Source organism: Actinomadura madurae, from assembly GCF_900115095.1.
Classification (GTDB): domain Bacteria; phylum Actinomycetota; class Actinomycetes; order Streptosporangiales; family Streptosporangiaceae; genus Spirillospora; species Spirillospora madurae.
On the sequence record NZ_FOVH01000015.1, the window covers coordinates 247,342 to 265,105 of the forward strand.

At 74.8% G+C, this 17,764-nt stretch carries 16 protein-coding genes; 8 read left to right on the forward strand and 8 right to left on the reverse strand.

Annotated features, from left to right (window positions below; genetic code table 11):
- The first annotated feature begins 151 nt into the window (after positions 1-151).
- Complete coding sequence (locus tag BM339_RS34975; RefSeq protein WP_024935173.1) at positions 152-778, forward strand: GAP family protein; 627 nt, start codon at positions 152-154, stop codon at positions 776-778.
- Here BM339_RS34975 and BM339_RS34980 read toward each other — a convergent pair.
- From BM339_RS34980 to BM339_RS34995, 4 genes are all read right to left on the reverse strand, one after another.
- The gene (locus BM339_RS34980) at positions 748-2,535 is read right to left on the reverse strand and encodes an ABC transporter ATP-binding protein (protein ID WP_075023642.1); all 1,788 of its coding nucleotides are present in this window, start codon (positions 2,533-2,535) and stop codon (positions 748-750) included. The two genes, BM339_RS34975 and BM339_RS34980, sit on opposite strands and share 31 nt — an antisense overlap.
- A gap of 26 nt (positions 2,536-2,561) precedes the next feature.
- Positions 2,562-4,253 carry an ABC transporter ATP-binding protein gene (locus BM339_RS34985; protein WP_218163830.1) on the reverse strand — a complete coding sequence of 564 codons (1,692 nt, stop codon included), beginning with the start codon at positions 4,251-4,253 and terminating at the stop codon, positions 2,562-2,564.
- A gap of 61 nt (positions 4,254-4,314) precedes the next feature.
- Positions 4,315-4,869 carry a P-loop nucleotide/nucleoside kinase family protein gene (locus BM339_RS34990; protein WP_021599452.1) on the reverse strand — a complete coding sequence of 185 codons (555 nt, stop codon included), beginning with the start codon at positions 4,867-4,869 and terminating at the stop codon, positions 4,315-4,317.
- Between the two features lie 68 nt (positions 4,870-4,937).
- Positions 4,938-5,555 (reverse strand): LysE family translocator, encoded by a 618-nt coding sequence (locus BM339_RS34995; RefSeq protein WP_021599451.1) that lies wholly within the window; start codon positions 5,553-5,555, stop codon positions 4,938-4,940.
- Between the two features lie 55 nt (positions 5,556-5,610).
- Between BM339_RS34995 and BM339_RS35000 the strand changes: the two genes are divergently transcribed.
- The gene (locus BM339_RS35000) at positions 5,611-7,092 is read left to right on the forward strand and encodes an aminotransferase-like domain-containing protein (protein ID WP_075023643.1); all 1,482 of its coding nucleotides are present in this window, start codon (positions 5,611-5,613) and stop codon (positions 7,090-7,092) included.
- A 121-nt stretch (positions 7,093-7,213) separates the two neighbouring features.
- The gene (locus tag BM339_RS35005; protein WP_021599449.1) at positions 7,214-8,056 is read left to right on the forward strand and encodes an SAM-dependent methyltransferase; all 843 of its coding nucleotides are present in this window, start codon (positions 7,214-7,216) and stop codon (positions 8,054-8,056) included.
- A 110-nt stretch (positions 8,057-8,166) separates the two neighbouring features.
- Here BM339_RS35005 and BM339_RS35010 read toward each other — a convergent pair whose 3' ends face one another.
- A complete protein-coding gene (locus BM339_RS35010; protein WP_024935177.1) occupies positions 8,167-9,207 on the reverse strand; it encodes a Ppx/GppA phosphatase family protein in 1,041 nt (346 codons plus the stop codon).
- A 172-nt stretch (positions 9,208-9,379) separates the two neighbouring features.
- Here BM339_RS35010 and BM339_RS35015 point away from each other — a divergent pair, with 172 nt between their 5' ends.
- Positions 9,380-10,447 (forward strand): permease, encoded by a 1,068-nt coding sequence (locus BM339_RS35015; RefSeq protein WP_075023645.1) that lies wholly within the window; start codon positions 9,380-9,382, stop codon positions 10,445-10,447.
- A gap of 63 nt (positions 10,448-10,510) precedes the next feature.
- Here BM339_RS35015 and BM339_RS35020 read toward each other — a convergent pair whose 3' ends face one another.
- The gene (locus BM339_RS35020; RefSeq protein ID WP_021600059.1) at positions 10,511-11,269 is read right to left on the reverse strand and encodes a GbsR/MarR family transcriptional regulator; all 759 of its coding nucleotides are present in this window, start codon (positions 11,267-11,269) and stop codon (positions 10,511-10,513) included.
- A gap of 229 nt (positions 11,270-11,498) precedes the next feature.
- Between BM339_RS35020 and BM339_RS35025 the strand changes: the two genes are divergently transcribed.
- The 3 genes from BM339_RS35025 to BM339_RS35035 all read left to right on the forward strand — a co-directional run bounded on the left by BM339_RS35025 (position 11,499) and on the right by BM339_RS35035 (position 14,984).
- Positions 11,499-12,449 carry a daunorubicin resistance protein DrrA family ABC transporter ATP-binding protein gene (locus BM339_RS35025; protein ID WP_024935179.1) on the forward strand — a complete coding sequence of 317 codons (951 nt, stop codon included), beginning with the start codon at positions 11,499-11,501 and terminating at the stop codon, positions 12,447-12,449.
- On the forward strand, positions 12,446-13,219 hold the full coding sequence (locus tag BM339_RS35030) for an ABC transporter permease (protein ID WP_075023646.1): 774 nt from the start codon (positions 12,446-12,448) through the stop codon (positions 13,217-13,219). Before BM339_RS35025 ends, BM339_RS35030 begins: the two co-directional genes overlap by 4 nt.
- A 76-nt stretch (positions 13,220-13,295) precedes the next feature.
- A complete protein-coding gene (locus BM339_RS35035; protein WP_075023647.1) occupies positions 13,296-14,984 on the forward strand; it encodes a hypothetical protein in 1,689 nt (562 codons plus the stop codon).
- Here the strand turns inward: BM339_RS35035 and BM339_RS35040 are convergent.
- Both BM339_RS35040 and BM339_RS35045 read right to left on the reverse strand, forming a co-directional pair.
- A complete protein-coding gene (locus BM339_RS35040; RefSeq protein ID WP_075023668.1) occupies positions 14,981-15,889 on the reverse strand; it encodes a dioxygenase family protein in 909 nt (302 codons plus the stop codon). The genes BM339_RS35035 and BM339_RS35040 overlap by 4 nt on opposite strands.
- A 53-nt stretch (positions 15,890-15,942) precedes the next feature.
- Positions 15,943-17,223 carry an FAD-dependent monooxygenase gene (locus tag BM339_RS35045; protein WP_244938719.1) on the reverse strand — a complete coding sequence of 427 codons (1,281 nt, stop codon included), beginning with the start codon at positions 17,221-17,223 and terminating at the stop codon, positions 15,943-15,945.
- Between the two features lie 95 nt (positions 17,224-17,318).
- On the opposite strand from BM339_RS35045, the gene BM339_RS35050 reads away from it, so the two are divergent.
- Positions 17,319-17,764 (forward strand): IclR family transcriptional regulator (locus BM339_RS35050; RefSeq protein WP_218163815.1); only part of this gene is annotated, 446 nt, incomplete at its 3' end.

The window sequence follows — 17,764 nt, forward strand, 5'->3', positions numbered from 1 at the left end:
CCAGGGCCCAGCCGCGCGCCGGGTCGAGCTGGCAGATCTAGCCGGAGTAGCGAGCCGTCCGACCTGCGCGGACTTTCGAAGAACCGGCGGGCACCGGTGTGGCGGGGGGATGACGGGGGAGCATCCGCGCAGTGGCGTGGAGGGGGCGCACGTGAGCCTTCAGATACTCCCGCTCGCCGTCACCATGATGGTGGGGCCGCAGATCATGTCCGCGGTCATCCTGGTCACGGCCGAGCGGGCGGTGCGGGTGTCGCTGGCGTTCCTCGCCGGGGTGGCGGTCGCGACGATGCTGGGGGTCGCCGCGACCAGGGGCGTGTTCGCTCTGGTGGGGAACAATGTCGAGCTGGGTGACTCGTCCGATCGGGGGGCGGCGGGGACCATCGTCCAGTACGTCCTGGTCGGCCTGCTGCTGCTCGCCGCGCTGAAGTCGTACGTGCGGAGGGAGACGGCGGCACCGCCGAAATGGCTCGGGGCGCTGATGGAGGCCGGCACCCGGAAGGCGTTCACGACCGGGTTGCTGGTGATCCTGCTGATGCCGTCGGACATCGCGGTCATGCTCACCGTCGGGGCGAACCTGGAGCAGTCGGACGCGACCCTGGTGTCGGCGCTGCCGTTCGTCGGGGCCACCGTCCTCGTCGCCGCGCTGCCGCTGCTGGCCCTGCTGCTGTTCCACCGGCGTGCCGAACGGGCGATGCCCCGGGTCCGGGAGTGGATCGGCTCGCACAGCTGGGTGGTCAACATCGTGGCCTACTTGATCTTCGCCGTGCTGCTGCTGTGATCGGCCCGCGCACCGGACCAGGCCTGCCACAGGGCCGCGTACCGGCCGCCGGCCGCGCGCAGCTCGTCGTGGGTGCCGCTCTCGACGACCCGGCCGTCCTCCATGACGACGACGCGGTCGGCGGACGCGGCCTGGGTGAGGCGGTGCGCGACGATCAGCGCGGTGCGGCCCGCGACGGCGCTGTCCGCGGCCCGCTCCAGGGTGCGGGCGCCGCTGCTGCCGGCCTCGGCGGTCGCCTCGTCCAGGACGGCGATCCGCGGGTCGGCGAGGACCAGCCGGGCCAGCGCGAGCTGCTGAGCCTGCGCGGCGGTGAGCCGGTGCCCGCCGTCGCCGACCACGGTGTCCAGGCCGTCCGGCAGTGCCCGCGCCCACTCCAGCGCCCCGACCGCGGCGAGCGCCGCGCGCAGGTCGGCGTCGGTGGCGCCGGGCCGGGCGAGCCGCAGGTCGGCGGCGAGCGGCCCGGCGAACACGTGCACCTCCTGGGTGACCAGGGCGACGGCCCGCCGCGCCGCGCCGGGGCCGAGGTCGGCCAGGTCGACCCCGCCGACCAGGACCGTCCCGGCGCCCGGGCGGTGCACCCCCGCGATCAGCCGGGCGACGGTGGTCTTGCCCGCGCCGCTCGCGCCGACCAGCGCGACCCGCTCGCCGGGCCGCAGCTCCAGGTCGACACCGTGCAGGACGGGCCGTCCCGGCACGTAGGCGTGGCCGAGCCCGGTGGCGATGACCGAGGCGTCACGCGGGGCGACCGGGGGCGGCGGCTCGGGCGCGGGCCGGTCCGCCACGCCGGTGAGGCGGGCCAGCCCCGCCCCGGCGGCCTGCGCGTCGTCCAGCAGCGCGAGCGCGGTGTTCATCGGGCCGAACAGGTTGTGGAAGTACAGGGCGGCGGCGGTCGCGGTGCCGACGGACGCCGCCCCGCCGCGCACCAGCAGGAACCCGGTGACCAGGACGGCCGCCAGGCCCGTGTACTCGGCGACGTGCAGCCGCATGTAGAAGCGCAGGACGAGCCTGATGCCGCGCATCGTCAGGTCCACGACGGCCGACGAGCGGCGGGCGACGAGGCCGGCGTGCTCGTCCTCCAGGCGGAACGCGCGGACCGTCGCGCCGCCGCCGATGCTGTCGAGGAGCTGCTGCTGCTGGACGCCGTTCGCCGCACGCTGCTCGGCGTAGACCGGCACCGCGCGCCGCACGTACCAGCGGGCGGTGTACGCCTGGACGGGCGCGGCGAGCAGCGCGGCGAGGAAGAACCGCCAGTCGAGCAGGGCCAGGCCGGCGAGGGTCAGCGCGATCGTCAGGAGGGACCGCACCAGCTCGGGCAGCGCCCGGCGGACGGCCTCCGCGATCAGCGACACGTCCCCGGTGACGCGGGCGACGAGGTCCCCGGACCCGGACCGCTCCACCTCGGCGAGCGGCAGGTGCAGGGCCCGCTCGACGAACCGCTCGCGCAGCCGGGCGAGGACGGTCTCGCCGAGCCGCGCCACCAGGGTCAGCCCCCAGGCGGTGGTGAGGCCCTGGACGACCGCGACGGCGGCCAGCAGCGCGATCAGCGGCGTCACCGCGTCCGGCCGGTGCTCGGCGACGGCGTCCACCACCCTGCCGAGCAGGGGCGGGGTCAGCATCCCGGCGGCGGTCGCGGCGGTCATCACGGCCGCCGCGCCGGCCGCGAGCCCGCGGTGCGGCCGCAGCAGCTCGCCGAGCAGCGCCCGGACCCGCGCGCCGGACGCGACGGGCAGCGGCTCCGCTCCGTCTCCGGCCGTCATACCGGGGCCTGTCATGACAGGGCCCGTCATGACAGGACCGTCGCGCGGTAGCCGTCGTGGCGGGCGGCGAGCTCGGAGTGCGTCGCGGCGTCCCCGGTCCGGCCGCCGGAGACCAGCACGACCCGGTCGGTGACGGCGAGCAGCGCCGGGCTCGTCGTGACGACGACCGTCGTCCTGCCCCGGCGCAGCGCGCGCAGCCCTTCGGCGATGCGCGCCTCGGTGACCGCGTCCACCGCCGTCGTCGGATCGTGCAGGACGAGGACGGGCGCGTCGGCGGCCAGCGCGCGGGCGAGGGCCACGCGCTGCCGCTGCCCGCCCGACAGCGACCGGCCCCGCTCGCCGACGGACGCGCCGTCCCCGAGGGCGGCGGCGATCTCGCCGGCGCCGGCCGCGGCCAGCACCCGGTCCAGGTCGCCGGACGCCAGGTCACGGGATGCGCGGTCGCCGGACGCGATGGTGCCGGCCAGATCGCCGGAGAACAGGTCGGCGTCGTGCGCGGCCACCAGGATCGAGGCGCGCACCGCCGCCGGGTGCAGGGTGCTCAGGGGGACGCCGTCCAGCTCGACGGTGCCCGCGTCCGGGTCGGTCTCGCGTCCGAGGCAGCGCAGCAGCGCCTCGGCGTCGCCCGGGTCGGGGGCGACGACGCCGAGCAGCTCGCCGGGCCGCGCCTCCAGATCCAGTTCCCGAAGGCTTCCGGACGCCACGCCGCTCAGCCGCACATGCCCGGCGACCGGCTCGGGCGGCACGCCCTCCCCCTCGGGGACGGCGGACGGCGCGGCGAGCACGTCCGCGATCCGGGCCGCGGAGGCGCGCCCCTGCGCGAACCGCGCGTTCACCCACGCCAGGACCGACAGCGGGCCGAGCAGCATCAGCGCCAGGCCGACGGCCGCCACGAGCTGCCCGAGGCTCACCTCCCCCTGCGCGGCGAGCCGCCCGCCGACGAGCGCGACGAGCGCGATGAACACCCCGGTCAGCGCGAGGACCGTCCCGCTCTGCCAGGCCTCCGCCCGCGCGGCCCGCAGCGTCGCGCCGAGCGAGTCGGCACTCGTGCGCCGGTACCGGTCGACCGCGGCGGGCTCGGCCCCGAGGCCCTTGAGGACCCGGAGCCCGGCGACGAGATCGGCGGCGACGGCGGACGCGTGCGCCGCGCGCTCCTGCTCAGCGCGGCTGCGGCGTTCCAGCGGCCTGCTCAGCAGGTGCCCGAGCAGCATCAGCAGCGGCGTCCCGAGCACCACGACCAGACCGAGCGGCAGCGAGATGCTCAGCAGCACCGCCGCGCCCGAGGCGATGCCCACCAGCGCGGCGATCCCGGCCATCAGCGCCAGGTTCACGGCGCCGACGCGGCGCGCGTCCTCGGTGGCGATGGCGGTCAGCGCGCCGGGGAGCCGCCCGCTCTCGGCGCCGCCGCGAGGGTCCAGCACCCGCTCCACGAGCGCCAGCCGCAGCCCGTGCGCGGCCCGCGCCCCGGCCCGCTCCCCGGCGTAGGCGCCGATCCGGAAGCTCCACGACAGCACGAGGTACACGGCGGCGAGCGCCCCCAGCCACAGGACGAGGGCGCGCCCGTCGTCCCCGGCCATGGCCTGGTCGATCGCCATGCCGATGAGCACGGGAACGAGCGCCTCACCGACCTGGTGCGCCGAGGCGAGCACCGCGGCGATTGCGACGTCCCGCCGCTGCGACCGAACCGCCCACCCCAGCACGGCCCTTCCCGTGACCACTCCCGCTCCAATGATCGGCACAGTTGAGGAAAGGCAAAGCTAACTCATCGGCCGCGGGCCCCTACGCCTCGCCTCCGGCGAAGGCGAGGAGGTCCGGGAGGGCGGGGTCGTAGCCGTCGCCGGTGTCCACGGTGATGGTCGGAGCGTCCAGGGAGATCCAGACGAAGGAGTCGTTGGAGTGCCGCCCGGCGGCGATCGCCTCCAGCAGGGCCCGGTCGCCGTGCGCGGCCCGGTGGGCGTCGCTCGCGGCGCGCCGGGCGACCCGCTCGTGCGCGACGGCCGCCGGCGCCGTGCACCGGACGATGCGGACGGCGGCGATGTCGCCGAGCGGTTCGAGGCGCGGGCGCCACACCCGGTCCTGGAACGCGGCCTCGGCCACCACGGTCACCCCGGCCTTCGCCAGGACGGCCAGCGTGTCGAAGAAGGCGGACAGCGTCGGCAGGTTGAGCCGGTCGTTGCCGCCGGTGCCGGAACCGGCCGCCGCGAGCACCATGCCCTGCTTGATCTCGTCCCGGATGATCGCGGGGCAGCCGAGCCCCTGCGCGAGCCGGTGCGCGAGGGTGGTCTTGCCGGTTCCGGGCGGCCCGCTGACGACGATCAGACTCGGCTTGCTCACACCGCATTGTGGCACTTCAGAACCCTCGCAAGTCCGCGTTCTCGCAACTCCGCGTCCTCGGGGTCCGGTCAGGCGGCGACGGTGTAGGCGGCCAGGCTCAGGTAGACGCCGCCGATCGCGTAGCCGTAGCGGTGCGCCGAGCCGGAGTGGCGGCCCAGCCAGCGGCGGGCGGCGCCGCCCGCGACGGCGTAGCCCGCGTCCAGGGCGAGCGCCAGCACGAAGAACACCGCGCCGAGCACCATCATCTGCGCCCGCGCCCCGGCCGTCCCGGCACCGGACGTGACGAACTGCGGCAGGAACGCCAGGAAGAACAGCGCGACCTTGGGGTTGAGCACGTTGACCACCACGCCGTCCCGGAACACCCGGCGCAGCGGAAGCGGGGCCGCCCCCTCGCCGAGGTCCAGCTCGGACGGCCGCAGCATGGTGCGTACCGCCAGGTAGACCAGGTATCCGACCCCGGCGAACTTCAGGACGGCGAACGCGACCGGTGAGGCCGCGATGAGCGCGGACACGCCGAGCACCGCGAGCGCGATGTGCGCGAGCGTGCCGGTCTCGACGCCGAGCGCGGAGACCAGGCCGGCCCGGTACCCCTGGGCGGCGCTGCGGGTCATGATGTAGATCCCGTTCGGGCCGGGGATCACGATGAGCGCGATGGAGGCCGCGGCGAAGGCGAGGAGGGTGTTCACGGTGGTAGCTCCCTGGATCGGCCGCCGGCTGCGGCGTCACCGCTAGCCTGTCGCCATGGACGCGGGCGAACCCGGGCCAATCGGGCCGCAGGTGGACCGTTTTCGCGACCCGGGCGAGCTGGCGGAGATCCTCGGCGACTGGACGAGCGGGCCGGGCCCGCTCTACCGCAAGCTCGCCGCCGCCCTCCACCGGGCCGTGCTGGACGGCTCCCTGGACGCCGGCGAGCGGCTGCCCGCCGAGCGCGTCCTGGCGAAGGCGCTCGTGGTGAGCCGGGCGACGGTCGTCACCGCCTACGACGAGCTGCGCGGGCTCGGGGTGGTCGACAGCCGGCGCGGCAGCGGCACCCGGGTGGTCCGGCAGCCGGGGTCGGCCCGCCCGGGAGCCGACGGCCGCGTGCCCGGCGGCCGGGCGACGGCGATCTTCCAGCGGCTGATCGACGGGCCGGAGGACGTGATCTCGCTGCGCCACGCGATGGAGGGCGCGGTGCCCGAGCTGGGCACGGAACTGGCCGCCCTGCTGGCCGAGGACCTGCCCGCCCTGATGGCGGACACCGGCTACCACCCGCACGGCCTGCCCGCGCTCCGCGCCGCCGTGGCCGCGCACTTCACCTCCGCCGGATCGCCGACCACGCTCGAGCAGGTGCTCGTCACGACGGGCGTGTCCCAGGCACTGGCGCTGGTGGCGCAGATGTACCTGCGGCGCCGGTCGGTCGTCGTCGTGGAGTCGCCCGGCTGGCCCGGCTGCTTCGACGTGTTCCGGGCGGCCGGCGCGACGCTCGCGGGCGTGCCGCTCGACGAGGACGGCATCCGCCCGGACGAGCTGGCGCGGGCGTTCGCCGAGCACCGCCCCGACCTGCTGTACGTCATGCCGACGGTGCACAACCCGACCGGCACGCTGATGGGGGAGGGGCGCCGCCGCCGGGTCGCGGAGCTCGCCGCCGAGCACCGGGTGCCCGTTCTGGAGGACAACGCCTACGGCATCGGCGGCCGGGACACGCCGCCGCCGATCGCCGCGTACGCGCCGCGCGGCGCCGAGATCCTGTCGGCCGACTCGCTCGCCAAGTCGGTGTGGGGCGGGCTGCGCACGGGATGGGTGCGCGGCCCGGCCGGGGTCATCGAGCGGCTCGCCCGCCACAAGGCGCTGGCCGACCTCGGCAGCCCCGTCCTCGACCAGGCGCTCGCCGCCCGCCTGCTGCCGCGGCTCCCGGACATCGCCGCGGCCCGCGCCGCCGTCCTGCGGCGGCGCCTCGACCATCTCGCGGCGCTGCTGGGCGAGCGGCTGCCCGGCTGGCGCTTCCGGCCGCCGGACGGCGGATCGGCCCTCTGGATCGAGCTGCCCGGACGGGACGCGCGCGACTTCGCCCAGGTGGCGCTGCGGCACGGCGTCGAGGTCGTCCCGGGCGCCGCCATGGACCCGACCGGCGCCCACGACCGGTATCTGCGGCTCCCGTACACCTTCCCCGCCGACGTGCTCACCGAGGCGACCGCCCGGCTGGCCGCCGCCTGGGACGAGCTGACCGGCCGCGCCGGCTCCTGATGCGCCGCCGCCGCGCGGGCCGCGGCGGTATCATCGCGGGAGATCACGGCCGCCGGGCACACGAGAACACGAGGGTCTCCGACCGTGCTCGTCCCCCTGCGCGATCTTCGAGGGAGCACTTGTGAACGACGCCTGGGCACCGACCGGCATCGACACCTCCACACCGAGCCCGGCGCGGATGTACGACTACTGCCTCGGCGGCAAGGACAACTTCGCCGTCGACCGCGCGGCCGTGCTCGGCTTCGTCACCCAGTTCAACGAGGGGCTCGACGTCACCAGGGAGAACCGGCAGTTCCTTTACCGGGTGGTGCGCTACCTGGCCGAGGAAGAGGGGATCCGCCAGTTCCTCGACATGGGCAGCGGCCTGCCGACCCAGGCGAACGTCCACCAGGTCGCGCAGCGGTTCCAGCCGGACGCGCACGTGGTCTACGTCGACAGCGACCCCATCGTGCTGGCCCACGGCCGTGCGCTGCTGAGCGCGGAGTCCACCACGGTCATCCAGGCGGACATGACCGACCCCGGGGACGTCCTCGCGCACCACGACGTCCGCCGCCTCATCGACTTCGACCGGCCGGTCGCCGCGCTCTTCCTGTCGGTGGCCCACTCGATCCCGGACGACGAGCAGGTCCGCGGGATGTTCGCCGCGACGGCCGACGCGCTCGTCCCGGGCAGCTTCCTCGCGATGTCCCAGTTCGTCGGGGCGGACCGGGAGGCGGCCGACGCCCACACCGGCAAGGCCACCGAGATGGGGCTGGCGTGGAAGACCCGCACGGTCGAGGACTTCCGGCCGCTCGTGCCCGACCTGGAGCCGGTTCCGCCCGGCCTGGTGGACGTCGCCGACTGGCGCCCGGACCCGGACCAGCCGCCCCCGGCGACCGTCGACGCCCCCCTCCAGCCGTTCCTCGGCGCGGCCGGCGAGAACAAGCAGGTCAAGGAGTTCGGCGGCGTCCTCCGCAAGGGCTGACGCCCTCCGCGAGAGCTGACGCCCTCCGCGAGAGCTGACGCCCTCCGCGAGAGCTGAAGCCCTCCGCGAGAGCTGACGCCCTCCGCGAGAGCTGACGCCGGGGCCGGCGGTCAGGCGCCGAGCGCGGGGACGGGACGCAGCGGGGGCCGCGCCGGCGAGAGCGAGCCGGGGACGGCCTGGGTGAGCCGGGCGGTCTCGTCGTCGGCGGACGCGGGGTCGGACATCGCCTGGAGGCGCCGGATCATCAGGCCCTCGCGGATCGCCCACGGGCAGATGTCGACGCTGTCGATGTCCATGGCCGTCATCCAGGCCTCGGCCACGATCGCCCCGGCCAGGATCTGCGGTGCCCGGGGACGGGAGACGCCCCGCAGCTTCGCCCGCGCCGAGGCCTTCTTGGCGGCCAGCACGGGGATCGCCTCCCGGAGCCGCTCCACGTCCAGCACCCGGTGGGCGTAGGGGCCGGCCTTGCGCCGCGGGGCGCCGGTCAGCCGGGCCAGCTGGGTGAAGGTCTTGGAGGTCGCCACCGGCCGCACCGGCTGCTCGCCGGCCAGGCCCGGCCGCACCTCGGCGGCGAGCTCCTCCAACTCGTCGTACACCCGGCGGCCCAGCCGCTGGACGTGCTTGTTGGACGGCGGGTCACCCGGCAGCATCTCGCGGGTGAGGCGTCCCGCGCCCAGCGGAAGCGACAGGGCCAGCTCCGGTTCCCGTCCCTCGCCGTGGGCGATCTCCAGCGACCCGCCGCCGATGTCGGCCAGCAGCAGCCGCCCGGCCCACCAGCCGTACCAGGCCCGCGCGGCCAGGAACGTCAGCCTGGCCTCGTCCCGGCCGGACAGGAACCCCAGCCGTATCCCGGTCGCCGCGGTCACCCTGGCGACGATCTCGTCCCGGTTCGCCGCCTCCCGCACCGCCGAGGTCGCGAACGCGATCAGCTCCTCGACCCCGTGCGCCGCCGCGGCGCAGGCGGCCTCGCCGACCGAGCCCACGAGCCGGCAGACGGCGTCGTCCGCCACCCGGCCCTCGGCATCGATCGCCTCGGCCAGCCGGGTCGGGCACTTCACCGCCGTCACCGGACGGGGCGGCTCGCTCACGCTGAGGTCCACCACCTTGAGATGTGCGGAATTCGAACCCACGTCCAGTACACCGACTCGCATGGGAACGCTTTACCCGCACAGCGCGGCTCAACCGCTTCCCGGCCGACCCGGCGGGCGTGCCCCGGCACCCGCCCCCCTCGCGCAACGGGACATGATCTTGACTTCGCGCGGGCGCCGACGGACGCTGAACGCGCCGATCTTGGTCCTCTGTGGCGTCCGGAACGGGAGTCATATGCCGGTCCATGCTGTCGAGCCCGCCCGCAGGGCTCCGTATCTCGCGGCGGCGCTGCTGCTCCTGGTGATCAGCGTCAGCGGCCTCCTGTGGGCCAAGTGGTGGCCGTACAGCCTCAAGCTGGACACCCTCCTGGACGACCGCTCGTGGCCGGGGGCGTCACCGCTGGACAGCGCCGGCCACAGCGGGTCGGGTCCCAGCCTGCGAGGCGGATGGGACTTCGCCGTCGGCTACGGCGAGGCGGTCTGGAAGGCCCTCGTCGTGGCACTGGTGGTCGCCGCCGCCGTGGACGCCCTGGTGCCGCGCCGGCCGCTCGCCGCCGCGCTGGCACGGCGGCGGGGATTGGGCGGGTCCCTGCTCGGGGGATTCGCGTCCATGCCGTGCATGATGTGCACGTGCTGCGCGGCGCCGATCGTGGGCACGCTGAGGCGCAACGGCGCGTCGACGTCCTCGGTGCTGGCCTACTGGCTCGGCAATCCCACGCTGAACCCGGCGGTGCTCGCGTTCCTGGCGATCGTCGCGCCGTGGCAGTGGTTCGCCACGCGCCTGGCCGTCGGCGTGGTGCTGGTGTTCGCGGTGACCGTCCTCATCGATCGGCTGGCCGCGAAGAGGGACGCCCCGCCGTCCGGGGACGTCCCGGCCGCCCCGGCGGACGACGGCCTGCGGGCCGCGCCGCGACGGTTCGTCCGGAGCCTCGCCCGGCTGTCCATGACACTGGTCCCCGAGTACGCGGTCGTCGTCTTCACGATCGGGGCCCTGCGCGGCTGGCTGTTCCCCTTCGAGGGCGACGCGACGCAGTGGGGGGTTCTCGCGGTGGCCGCCGCGGCGGTGCTCGGCACCCTCGTCGTCGTCCCGACGGCGGGCGAGATCCCCATCCTGGTCGGGCTCGCCGCGGCGGGAGCGGGGGCCGGGGTCGTCGGCGCCCTGCTGATCACCCTGCCCGCGATCAGCCTGCCCTCGATGATCATGGTGATGCGGGAGCTCTCCTGGCGCGTGACGGCCGCCGCGGGCACCGCCGTCGCGGTCGCCGGCCTGGCCGCCGGCGGACTGCTCTGGACGCTCGGCTGAGCCGCCGCTTCCCGACCGAGAGACCACCGCTTCCCGACCGCGGGACCACCGGGCCCGGCCCGCCTAGGCGCGGTCCGCGGAACCCGGCTCGGGGGTGTCGCCCGGGGCCGCCCCGGCGTTCGTGTGGAGGACCTCGCGGGCCTGCTCCGCGGCGCGCAGGAGGCTCTCGGTGACGAAGTCGAGGAAGCGGGCGATGTTCTCCAGGCGCGCGGCGGCCGGGGTGCCGGGACCGAGGACGGCGGCGCCCTGCCGGGCGGTCCGGACGAGCCGGTCGTTGGACCGGGCGCTGGCGATGATCGACTGGAAGAACAGCTCGTCGTCGACGAAGTAGCGCTCGCGGCGGCGCCCGTCGCGTTCCCGCCGGACGAGGTCCTGGCTCTCCAGGAACGCGATCGCCTTGGAGATGGACGCCGGGCTGACCTGGAGGCGCTGGACGAGCTCGGACGCGGTGAGGCTGCCCGCGTCGGTCGTGTACAGGGCGCCCAGGATCCGGGACATCATCGCGGGCAGGCCCGACTCGACGAAGACGGTGGTCAGCGTCTCCTCGTACTCGCGCACGGCCTCGCCGTCGCGCCCGTCGGCCCGCGAGGGCGTCTCCGGCGCCCGCGACGGGGTCTGCCCGCGCCGCCGGGCGCGGCGCTCGGTGGCGCGGTGGGCCAGGTCGGCCCGGTAGGCGGTGGGGCCGCCGTTGCGCATCACCTCGCGCGTGATCGTGGAGGTGGGACGGTCGAGCCGCCTGGCGATCTCCGCGTAGGCGAGGCCGTCGGCCAGGCCCTGCGCGATCTGCCGGCGGTCCTGCTGGGTGAGCCTGCCTCCCGGCATCGCGTCTCCTCCGCTCCTCGGATGCCCTCACCGTAGCGTTCGACCTCAATTCGTTGCAACGCGAAGAGTTCGAATCGTTGCATTGTTACACAGACTCATTGCAACAATTCTGCTGTGTTTACCTGCAACTATGGAAGTACAGTGCAACGAGAATGTTGCTCAAATAAGAAATGCAACGTAGCGTTTCAGGCATGCGAAACAAGGAAGCGCACGAGGAGGAGTGGCCGTCATGACCGACCTGGCGATCTCGGTGGACGGGCTGCGCAAGTCCTACCCCGGCAAGGACGGCGACAAGGTCGTCCTCGACGGCGTCGACCTGGCCGTCCCCGAAGGAACGGTCTTCTCCCTGCTCGGGCCGAACGGCGCAGGCAAGACCACCACCGTCCAGATCCTGTCCACGCTGATCCCCGCCGACGGCGGCACCGTCCGGGTCGCGGGCCACGACCTGGCCCGGAGTCCGGACGACGTGCGCGGCGCCATCGGCGTCACCGGCCAGTACTCGGCCGTCGACAAGCTGCTCACCGGCGAGGAGAACCTGCTCCTGATGGCCGACCTCAGGCACCTGTCCCGCGCCGAGGGCAGGCGCAGGGCCGCCGAACTGCTCGACCGCTTCGACCTGGTCGACGCGGCGCGCAAGCCGGCCGGAACCTACTCCGGCGGCATGCGGCGCAGGCTCGACCTGGCGATGACGCTGGTCGGCGACCCCCGCGTGATCTTCCTGGACGAGCCCACGACCGGCCTCGACCCGCGCAGCCGCCGCGCCACGTGGCAGATCGTCCGCGACCTGGTCGCCGGCGGCGTCACCATCTTCCTCACCACCCAGTACCTGGAAGAGGCCGACGAGCTCGCCGACCGCATCGCCCTGCTCGACCACGGACGGCTGATCGCCGAAGGCACCGCCGAGGAACTGAAGCGGCGCATCCCCGGCGGCCACATCACCCTCACCTTCGCCGCCGCCCCCTTGCTCGACGCGGCCCGGGAGGCCCTCGGCGCGGGGATCGCCGACCCCGAGGCGCTCACCCTGCAAGTGCCGGGCGACGGCGGCGTCCGCGCGATCCGAGAGCTGCTCACCCTCCTTGACGAGCGCTCGATCGACATCGCCGACATGAGCATCCACACCCCCGACCTCGACGACGTCTTCCTCACCCTCACCGGCCGCCCGAAGGAGACCACCCGATGAGCACCCTCACCCTCGCCGCGCGCGACTCCTCCACGATGGTCCGGCGGCAGCTCAAGCGGCTGCTCCGCTACCCGTCCATGACCGTGCAGCTGGTGGTGACGCCCGTCATCCTCCTGCTGCTGTTCGTCTACGTCCTCGGCGGCACTCTCGGCAGCGGCCTCGGCGGGGGCCGCGACACCTATGTCAACTACGTGGTCCCCGGCATCCTGCTGATGGCGGCGGCGACCGCCGCGACCGGGACCGCCGTCATGGTCGCCACCGACATGACCGAGGGCATCATCGCCCGCTTCCGCACCATGCGGATCTCCCGGGCGTCGGTGCTGACCGGCCACGTGGTCGGCAGCGTCGTCCAGCAGCTACTCGGCATGGCCGTGCTGATCGGCATCGCCTTCGCGATCGGCTTCGACCCCAGCGCCACCGCCGTCGAATGGCTGGCCGCCATCGGCCTGCTCACCCTGTTCGTCGTCGCCATCACCTGGCTCTCGGTGGCGCTCGGCCTGAAGTCGCCGACCCCCGAGGCCGCCAGCAACGCCCCGATGCCGCTGATCGTGCTGCCCTTCCTCGGGAGCGGCTTCGTCCCCACCGACTCCATGCCCACCGCGCTGCGCTGGTTCGCCGACTACCAGCCCTTCACCCCGATCATGGAGACCGTGCGCGGCCTGCTCCTCGGCACCCCGATCGGCGACGACGCCGCAATCGCCATCGCCTGGTGCGCCGGCATCGCCGTCGCGTCCTACCTCTGGGCCAGGAACACCTTCGCCAAGGCCTGACTCCGAACCCCACCCGTTCTCAACCGGGCCGTTACCGATCGCTGCGCACAATGCGGACGGAGGTGTGCCCGTGCGCATGGCGGACCGCGAACACTACGCCGATCTTCTACGGCTGGCGTATCTGGTACTCGACGACGGCGACGCCCCGCTCATGCGCGCCCGGCGCGCCGCGGCCGGCGCCGCGCGGGGGCGCCCCGGCGGGTACCCGGCCATGCGGGCGCGGCTCGTCGGGATCCTGCTCACCGGCCCGCCGCCCGCCGGGCACCGGCCGCACCGCCTGTTCGTCGAGCCGGCGCGGATCCCGCCGGGGCCGGTCCGGGCGGCGCTGCAGGAGCTGACGCCGTACGAGCGGCTCGCCTACCTGCTCCGCCTCGACGGCCTCACCGCCCCCGAGGTCGCCGCCGAGCTGCGCGTCCACACCCACGCCGACTTCGAGAGCGTGGACCGGGCCACCGCCGCCGTGGACGGCCGGACGCGGCTGGACGAGGCCGCGCAGCGGGCCGAGATCGAGGCGTTCGACCCCGGCCTCGTCCGGCTCCGCCCGCCGCGCACCGTCTCCCGCGCCGCGGTGGCGGCCGTGCTCGCCGCGGTGCTGCTCGCGGTCGCCGCGGTCGTCCTCACCCGCCCGGACGAGAGGCCCGGCGCGCCGGCCGAGGTCGACCCGCGCGCGTGGCAGGCCACCGGCACGCCGACCATCCACGAGTGGCCGGCCCAGGGCGCGTTGAGGCACGACACCGCGCTGCTGCGCCGGGCCGCCGGCGCGTGGCGCGCCGACCGCCGCGACCCGCCGCACGGCCGCGTCGTCCTCCTGTACGCGGGGACCGTGGACGGGTCCTCCCTCGTCGTCCTGCGCGATTCCCCCGGCCTGGGGGACCCGCCCAGCATCGCGCAGTACTTCGAGCGGCGCCTGTCGCGCGGCGTGGAGTCGGTCCGCAGGCTCGGGACGGGCGCGGGGCAGCTCATCATGCTGGGCATGACGTGGCGCTACCTCGTCCCGCCCTGGATGGGGGAGCTGCGGGCGGCGGTGCCCTCCGAGCGCTCCGCGGACTGGGTGCGGGTGGCGGTCCGGGACGGCCTGAGCGATCCGCTGCCGTGGCGCTGGTTCACGCCGCGCTGCCAGAACTACGTGGCGTTCCAGATGACGTACCGGCCGGCCGGCGGCGGGGAGGCGCGGACGATCACGCAGCTGGCCTCGCACGACCCGCGGTCGGCGGCGCCGCTGGTGTGGTTCCGCGATCCGCCGGAGCTCAGGGACCGGTTCCGCTGGGCGGCGCTGCACGCCCTCGCCTGCGAAGGGGCGGCGACGCTGACCGAGTCGGGCGACCTGAAGCTCGGCCATCTGTGGAGCGGCTCGCTGCCCGACGGCGGTGGCCGGGCGATGCTGCTGACCGTGGACTCGTCGCTCCAGCAGGGCGTCTCCGGCACCTCGATCCTGATCTCCGACACCGGGCGGGCGCTGTCGGAGCGGGGCCGGACGAACAGCGCCGCCGTCTCCTCCGCCGGGACGATGGCCGCCGCCCTGTGGTGGCGGTCGTCCCGCCGCTGGCATCTGGTGGCCGCGGCGGGCCCGAACGTCGCGCGGCTCAAGACGGTCGGCGAGCTCGGCGCCCACGACACGAAGGCGACCCGGCCGGGCGAGACGCCCCTGCTGACCGTACCGGGCCCGCCCGTCGGGGAGGCGCCCGCCGAGACGACCCACCTCCCGATCGTCCAGGTCGTGGCCTACGAGCACGACGGCGACCGCACGACCGTCAGCCCGTCCTAGACGGCCGGGGCGGCGGGGGCGAGGACGATGTCGAACCGGACCCTCGACCAGGTGCCCTCGACGGCGCGGCCGTCCGGGGTGGGGGTGCCGGCCGGCAGCCGCTCGAAGTCCTTGACCAGCGACTCCTTGACGCCGAAGACCGCGTCGGAGTCCAGCGTCTCGTCGCCGCGGACGAAGATGTGGGTGACCAGGGTGCGGTGGCCGTCGGCGATCACCATGAAGTGCAGGTGGGAGGCGCGCATGGGCGACCGGCCGACCGCGTCGAGCATCGCCCCCACCGGTCCGTCGTGAGGGATGGGATAGGGGGTGGGAGTGATCGCCCAGAAGCGGTACTCGCCCGCCGGGCCGGTGAACAGGTGGGCCCGCCCGGCGGTGCGGCCGTCGCCGTACTGGACGTCGTAGCGGCCGGTGTCGTCGGCCTCCCACACCTCGATCCGGGCGCCGGGGACGGGCTCGCCGCCGATGCCGCGGACCGTCCCCTCCACCCAGCACGGCTCGCCGGGCGCGCCGCCGCCGATGTCGCCGCCCGGCTCGATCCGGGGCGCGTCCTCGACGAAGAACGGCCCGAAGACGGTCGCCTCGGTGGCGTCGCCGCGGGCCGGGTCGTTGATCGTGATCGTCTGCATGGACGCGCCCAGGACGTCGGAGAGCAGGATGAACTCCTGCCGCTCTCCGTCGGTGATGTGCCCGACGCCGGTGAGGAACTCGACGGCCTTCCGCCATTCCCCCTCGGTGAGGCGCACCTCCCGGAGGTAGGCGTGCAGGTGGCGCACCAGCGCCTGCATCAGCTCCTTGAGGCGAGGATCGGCGCAGTCGTCGAACGAGCGCAGCACCCGGCCGAGAAGCTCCTGTTCGCGGCGCGCCTGCTCGGTGGCGGTGTCGGGCGCGGTGTCACTGTGGGTCATCGGTTCGGCTCCTTCCCGGGCCGCCCGCGGCAGGACGGTCGGCTCGCCGGCGGTCACGAGGCATGAATACCCAGCGCGTCGTCGGGGTCGTATCCGTAGATCCAGCCGTTGGCGACCAGCGGGTCCGCCTCCGCGAAGGATGCGTCGCGGGCCCGCTGCTCGGGGCCGTCGGGCAGGTGGTTGATGTGCGCCCGGCCGTGGCTGACCTCCTGGAGCCGGGTGGTGCGGGGGATGCGCAGCTCCTCGTACCGGCGCAGGGCCCGGGACGGGTCGTCGAGATCGCCGGCGAGGCACCTGGCGAGGACGGCGGCGTCCTCGACGGCCTGGGCGGCCCCCTGCCCGAAGAAGGGGAACATCGGGTGCGCGGCGTCCCCGAGCAGGGTGATCGGGCCCCTGCTCCAGCGCCGCAGCGGCGCCCGGTCGAGCAGGGCCCACCGTCCGGGGGTCTCGCTCGCCCGGATGAGACCGGTGAGCCGCGGGTCCCAGCCGTCGAACTCGGCCAGGAACTCCGGCATCGTCGCGGTCGCCGTCCAGGACTCGACGGCGTCGCCCGCGGGGGCGAACGCGACGAGGTTCACCAGCCGCCCGGCCGAGACGGGGTAGTGCACCAGGTGGTGGCCGGGTCCGATCCACAGCGTCTGGGCGCGGCGCCTGGCGAAGCCCGGGGCGCGGCCGGCCGGGACGAGGGCGCGGAACGCGCAGATGCCCGAGTAGGCGGCGGGCGCCGGCTCCGCGATCGCGCCGCGCACGATCGAGTGGATGCCGTCCGCCCCGATCAGGACGTCGGGGTCGGCGCGCTCCCCGTCGGCGAAGCGCAGGGAGGGCCGGCCGTCCACGCGGACGGTCAGGCCGACGCAGCGCCTGCCGTACCGGACCCACGCGTCAGGCACGGCCGAGCGCAGGACCTCCAGCAGGTCGGCGCGGTGCGCGGTGTAGGTCTGCTCCCCGTACAGCCGCCCGCAGGACGAGGCGAGGTCTTCGGCGGACAGCACCGTGCCGTCCTGCCAGCGCCGGAACTCCCATCCGGTGTCGAGCCGCACGGCACGGGCCAGGAACTCGTCCATGACGCCGAGCCGCCGCAGCAGCCGGGCGGCGTTCGGGGCCACCACTAGGCCCGCGCCCACTTCCTTCAGCACCGGCGCCTGCTCGTAGACGGTGGCGGGGATGCCTTCGCGGTGCAGGAACGCCGCGGCCGCCTGCCCGCCGATCCCGCCCCCCAGGATCGCGATCCGCGGGAGGCCCGTCCCTGCGTTGCCCATCCCCGCTCCGTTCGCCTCACCTGTCGGCGTGGTCATCGTGCCGTCCAGGCCGCCGTGAGAGGACACTGTGTCCATTCAACGAACACCTTGTTAGGGTTCCGGCTCTGCCCACCTGGACGGTGCAGGAGGTCTCAGCCGGTATGCCGCGCACGCGTGAACCTGGCAGGACGGTGAGTTCCCGCCTGCTGGACATCCTCTTCGCCTTCCGTCCGGACCGTCCTGACCTGAGCCTGGCCGATCTGGTGCGGGCGACCGGCATGCCGCATCCCACCGCGCGCCGGCTGGCTCTGGAGCTGGTCGAGGCGGGCGCGCTGGAGCGCGGGGAGGACCGGCGGTTCACGATCGGTCTGCGGCTGTGGGAGCTGGGCACCCTGGCGCCGCGGACCGAGTCGCTGCGGGCCAGGGCCCAGCCGTTCATGGAGGACCTGCACAGCGCGCTGCACCAGCATGTGCAGCTGGCCGTCCTGGAGGGACACGAGGCGGTGATCATCGAGCGGTTCTCCGCGCCGCACGCGCTGGGGCTGGTGTCGCAGGTCGGGGGGCGCCTGCCGCTGCACTGCTCGGGCGTGGGCAAGGTGCTGCTCGCCCACGGCGGCCCGGAGCTGATCGACAAGGT